The following is a 4,169-nucleotide window of genomic DNA, read 5'->3' as shown; positions in this document are numbered from 1 at the left end:
TCGGTCACCGCCACCTCGGCATTGCCCACCTTCACGCTGGTGATGCCATAGGGCGGCCGGCCATGGGACAGGCCGGCGCGCGTCACCATCTCGGTGGCGGCGGCCATGCCGCGCAGCAACGGATTGTGCCCGGCCGCCAGCTGCAGGCCGGGCAGGGCCTGCTCGGCCAAGCGGCGCAGGGGCGCCATCAGGTCGGCCTGGGTCTGGTAGGCCAGATAGAGCATCGGGTTGGGGTCAGCCTTTGTCATGGACCATGATCGGCCGGGTGCTGGCCCGGACGCGGAAGCCCGGCCTCCCCCCATGGCAGGCCGGCTGTAAAAAAAGCTAATGCAGTTTTTGCTGCAATGCGAGATATATGTATGCAGCGCACAGGCTGGACTTTCGTATCACGCCGTGCCAGCCGCCGGGAGAGATGCGTATGTCCAGGGCCACATTGACGATCAGCAGCAAGAACTATTCCTCCTGGTCGCTGCGCGGCTGGCTGCTCTGCCGCATGGCCGGGCTGGATTTCGAGGAAAAGCTGCTCTCCAGCGACGACCCCTCGACCCGGGCCGAGCTGCTGCTGCTGTCGCCCAGTTTTCTGGTGCCGCGCCTCACCCATGGCCAGGTCTCGGTCTGGGACACCCTGGCGATCGCGGAATACCTGCACGAGATCGCGCCCCAGGCCGGACTGATGCCCACCGACCAGGTGCAGCGCGCCCATTGCCGCGCCATCGCCGGCGAGATGCATTCGGGCTTCTACAATCTGCGCTCCGCCCTGCCGATGAACCTGAAGGCGCATTATCCCGGCTTCAAGATCTGGGCCGGCGCCCAGGCCGATATCGACCGCGTGGTGGCGATCTGGCGCGATGGCCTCAGCGCCTATGGCGGGCCGTGGCTGTTCGGCGCCAAACCCTGCCTGGCCGACGCGATGTACGCCCCGGTCTGCACGCGTTTCCTCACCTATGACGTGAAGCTGGACCCGGCCTGCGCCGCCTATTGCCAGACCATCATGGCCTGGCCGGTGATGCGCGACTGGGTCGAGGCGGCCAAGGCCGAGCCGGAAGAGCTCGACGAGCTCGACGTCGAGTTCTGACCAGCGCCGCGCCAGGCGACTCACCGGGCGGCTATGCGACGCGGCCGCCATGGCGCGAGACGAAACTGCGCAGCCGGTTCAGCGCCGGCAGCGCGATGGGATCGCGCCCGTTCAGCATCAGCACCAGGGCCGGGCGGCTGACCTCCAGCCTGCCGGCCAGATCGTCGATGCTGATCTGCGCGGTTTTGCAGGCCTCGTTCACCACCGCGAGGCCGTTCTGATCGACGTAGTAATTGCCATCATCCACGCGCACATGCAGGGCCGCCTTCTGCGCCGGGGTTGTTGCCGGTACAGGCCGCGCGGCCGGCGGATGCCGCGGCGCGGCGGAAGGCGCCGGCTCATGCGGCATGGGCGCGGCGGCGAAATCATCAAAAGCCAGAGCTGCGTGTTTGGTGAAGTCGGTCAGCTCCACGCTATGTCCAACCTGCTCCTTCAGCGCGTCGCCCAAGGCCTGCAGCCGCGGCGCATCCAGCGCGGAGAGCGCGAAGCGCCCGGCATTCTCGGCATGGAAGGCGCGGATCTCATCCAGCCGCTGCAGCCGGCGCGCCAGCGCCGGCTTGCTGCCCAGCGGCCAGGGCTTGCCGCTATCGGCCATGCGGGCCAGGAAGGCACGCGTCGCTTCGATTTCGAGCTGCAGAATGCCCCACCGCACCTGGGCAAGATTCTTCGCCTGCGCTTCCTGTTTTTCCGGCTCGAAATCACCCAGATGGGATTCAACCAGGTCTATGAAAACCTGGAACTGATCGAGCTTTTCCAGCAGGTCATGGAAATCGCCGAAACGGTCCGACATGCCGGCACGGGAAAAAACCTGCGCGATCTCCTGCGCCTGGCGCTCGACCTGCGCGACCAGGGCCAGGGCGATGGCGCGGGTGTCGGCTTTCTTTTGATTTGTCTGCACGGCAGGCTCCGGATCGGCAATGGATCTCCGATGCCGAGCTTAAGCGCGCGCTGGCCCGGACCGGCGTTATTTTCCGCTTAGGGTGGCCAAACGATAACCTGCCGGCTCAGGCGGCGAGACCGCCATTCTGCGTGACAAAGTTACGCAGCATATCGAGCGGGCCACGACTGATCGGGTCGCTACCGTTCAGCATCAGCACCAAAGTGGCGCGGCTGACGCCCAGCTTGGCGGCCAGCTGGTCCATGCTGATCTTGGCGGTGCGGCAGATTTCGGTGACGGCCATGATGCCATCGCGATCGACATAGAAGCGCCCGCCCAGTTCCCGCACGCGCAGCCGCGGCGGCCCGGCCGGCGGCAGAACCGCAACGGACGATGTGGCGCCTGACGCAGCCATGCGCCGGCGCCGGCGGCGCGGCGCGGCTCTGTCTGCCTCGGCGGCAGCGGCAACATCAAAACTGAAATCGTCCAGGCCCGGGGCGCGTTCGATCTGGGCCTTCAGCAGATCTTCCACCGCATGCAGCATGGCGCTGCCCAGCGGCGCCAGGTCGTATTCCTGGCCGTGGCGGTCGTAGTAATCGAGGATTTCATCGAGCCGGCGCAGGCGCCGTTCAAGGAATTGCCGGCTGCCCAGCGGCCATGGCCTGTGGCTTTCGCCGATCCGCACCAGGAAAACCTGGGTGCTGTCGACCTCGACCACGACGATGCGCCAGCGGATTTCCGCCAGATGCCGGGCCAGGGCGGCGCGCTTGGCCGGCTCGAACTTGGGCAGGCGCTCCTCAACAAGATCGACGAAAACATGGAAATGGTCGACCTTGTCGATGAAGCGTTTGAAATCGCCAAACTGGTCGGTAAACGCCATGCCGTGCCGATAGGCCTCGGTGATATCAAGCCCCTGGCGCTCCACTTGGCCCAACAGTTCCAGGGCCTGACGCCGCAACTTGCCGTTTTCCGCTGACAAACCTTTCACGCGACCCCAAGCTGTTTACAAAGTGAGCGGGCGCAACACTAGCGCGCCAGGTTGTATTTATCAATTTTGAATTCTATTGTAATTTACAAGTCTGTTCGCCATTAAATTCCAGTAACTTAATTTATTCGCACGCCGTAAACCGGGTCAGGTCGCGGCTCAGGCACAGGTGGAGTTCCCGCAGGCCGGCGTCGCCGCCAAGCACGCGCAGGCTGCGCCGGGACAGGCCGCCGGAACCATTGGCGGCCACCAGCGTCGCGCTGTAATCCCGCGCGGACTGGCCCGGCTGCGGCTCGGGCAGCACCAGGGTTTCCCACATTCTGGCAATGGCGGCGAAATAGCCGTCCGGCTCGGTGAAATCGCTGCAGCTGCCATGCTTGGCCCACTGGCATTGCATCAGCTGCGGCTCAGGCATCAGGCAGAGATGCCGGCGCAGGATTTCGGCCGGCACCGGCTGCACGGCGGCGCAGTATTGCGGCCAGCCGGCCCCGTCGCGTTTGCCACGGTATTGCGGCCACAGGCCATGCACCACCCAACCGAATGTATTGTCGCGGCACTGCATTGGGCTGCGCTGTCCGGCCTGGGAGGCGCAAAAGGCCGGCGACCAGCTCAGGCTGAGAATGTAGTGATCAAAATCCCCGGGCGTGCCGCGTGGCGTTTCGCGGCCCTGCTGCGGCCGGTCGCAGGCCTGCGCCTCCAGCTGCGGCGGCAGGCGGCATTGCGGTTGCGCCACGGGTTGCGCCACTGCCGGGAGCGATACGAGCAGCAGGAGCAGCGACAGAGCGAGCTTGCGGTGGAACGGCATGGCGGTCTAAAGATCGACCACCCGCCCCTTTCTGCCAAGTCCCGATGAAACCACAGCAAGCCACCGAATTCTTTTCCCGTCTGGCGAAGCAGAACCCCGAGCCGAAGACGGAGCTGAACTACGTCAACGCCTATACGCTGCTGGTGGCCGTGGTGCTGTCGGCGCAGGCGACCGATACCGGGGTGAACAAGGCCACGAAAGCCCTGTTCGAGACTGTGACGACGCCGGCGCAGATGCTGAAACTGGGCGAGGCCGGGCTGAAACAGCACATCAAGACCATCGGCCTGTTCAACGCCAAGGCCAAGAACGTGATCGCGCTGTCGAAAATCCTGGTCGAGCAGCATGGCAGCCAGGTGCCGCACGACCGCGACGCGCTGCAGGCCCTGCCCGGCGTGGGCCGCAAGACGGCCAACGTGGTGCTGAATGT

5 protein-coding genes and 1 pseudogene are annotated in these 4,169 nt (G+C 65.3%); 2 read left to right on the top strand and 4 right to left on the bottom strand.

Translation table 11 applies throughout. From position 1 onward, the window contains the following. Window positions 1-248: pseudogene (locus Q1J79_RS09860) on the bottom strand (polyhydroxyalkanoate depolymerase); the annotation flags it as partial. Window positions 249-418: 170 nt separating this feature from the next. Between Q1J79_RS09860 and Q1J79_RS09855 the strand changes: the two are divergent. Next, on the top strand, window positions 419-1,075 hold the full coding sequence (locus tag Q1J79_RS09855) for a glutathione S-transferase family protein (RefSeq protein ID WP_300299728.1): 657 nt from the start codon (window positions 419-421) through the stop codon (window positions 1,073-1,075). A gap of 31 nt (window positions 1,076-1,106) precedes the next feature. On the opposite strand, the gene Q1J79_RS09850 is transcribed toward Q1J79_RS09855, so the two are convergent. The 3 genes from Q1J79_RS09850 to Q1J79_RS09840 all read right to left on the bottom strand — a co-directional run bounded on the left by Q1J79_RS09850 (window position 1,107) and on the right by Q1J79_RS09840 (window position 3,742). Further along, a complete protein-coding gene (locus Q1J79_RS09850; RefSeq protein ID WP_300299726.1) occupies window positions 1,107-1,973 on the bottom strand; it encodes a hypothetical protein in 867 nt (288 codons plus the stop codon). 106 nt (window positions 1,974-2,079) lie between these two features. Beyond that, entirely contained in the window at window positions 2,080-2,940 is an 861-nt protein-coding gene (locus Q1J79_RS09845; protein WP_300299724.1) for a hypothetical protein, read from the bottom strand. A 121-nt stretch (window positions 2,941-3,061) separates the two neighbouring features. Further along, a complete protein-coding gene (locus tag Q1J79_RS09840) occupies window positions 3,062-3,742 on the bottom strand; it encodes a hypothetical protein (RefSeq protein ID WP_300299722.1) in 681 nt (226 codons plus the stop codon). A gap of 44 nt (window positions 3,743-3,786) precedes the next feature. Between Q1J79_RS09840 and nth the strand changes: the two genes are divergently transcribed. Further along, window positions 3,787-4,169, top strand: a 383-nt coding sequence (gene nth, locus Q1J79_RS09835) for an endonuclease III (protein ID WP_300299720.1), incomplete at its 3' end; no start/stop codon positions are given.

This window comes from Ferrovibrio sp., from assembly GCF_029255545.1.
Taxonomy (GTDB): domain Bacteria; phylum Pseudomonadota; class Alphaproteobacteria; order Ferrovibrionales; family Ferrovibrionaceae; genus Ferrovibrio.
This window is presented reverse-complemented; position numbering and strand designations above follow the sequence as displayed.